A 388-nucleotide genomic window follows, 5' to 3' on the forward strand; every position below is an offset into this window, starting at 1 on the left:
TCCCGGTCGCGGGGCGGGCAGTCACCTGGCCCGGAGTCGCAGGCTTCCGTGTCGCGGGGCGCGCAGTCCCCGGAGCCTGAGCCGTACGGCTCCCGGTCGCGGGGCGGGCAGTCACCTGGCCCGGAGTCGCAGGCTTCCGTGTCGCTGGGCGCACAGTCCCCGGAGCCCGAGCCCCACCGCCCCCGGTCGCGCAGCACACCGTCACCTCGCCCGGAGTCGCAAGCCTCCGCGTCGCGCGGCGCACAGTCCCCGGAGCCTGAGCCGCATGGCTCCCGGTCGCCGGACGCACAGTCACCTCGCCCGGAGTCGCAAGCCTCCCCCTCGCGCGGCGCGCAGTCCCCGGAGCCCGAGCCCCACCGCCCCCGGTCGCGCAGCACACACTCACCCC

The sequence above is a fragment of the Streptomyces sp. NPDC056734 genome (assembly GCF_042790455.1).
GTDB lineage: Bacteria > Actinomycetota > Actinomycetes > Streptomycetales > Streptomycetaceae > Streptomyces.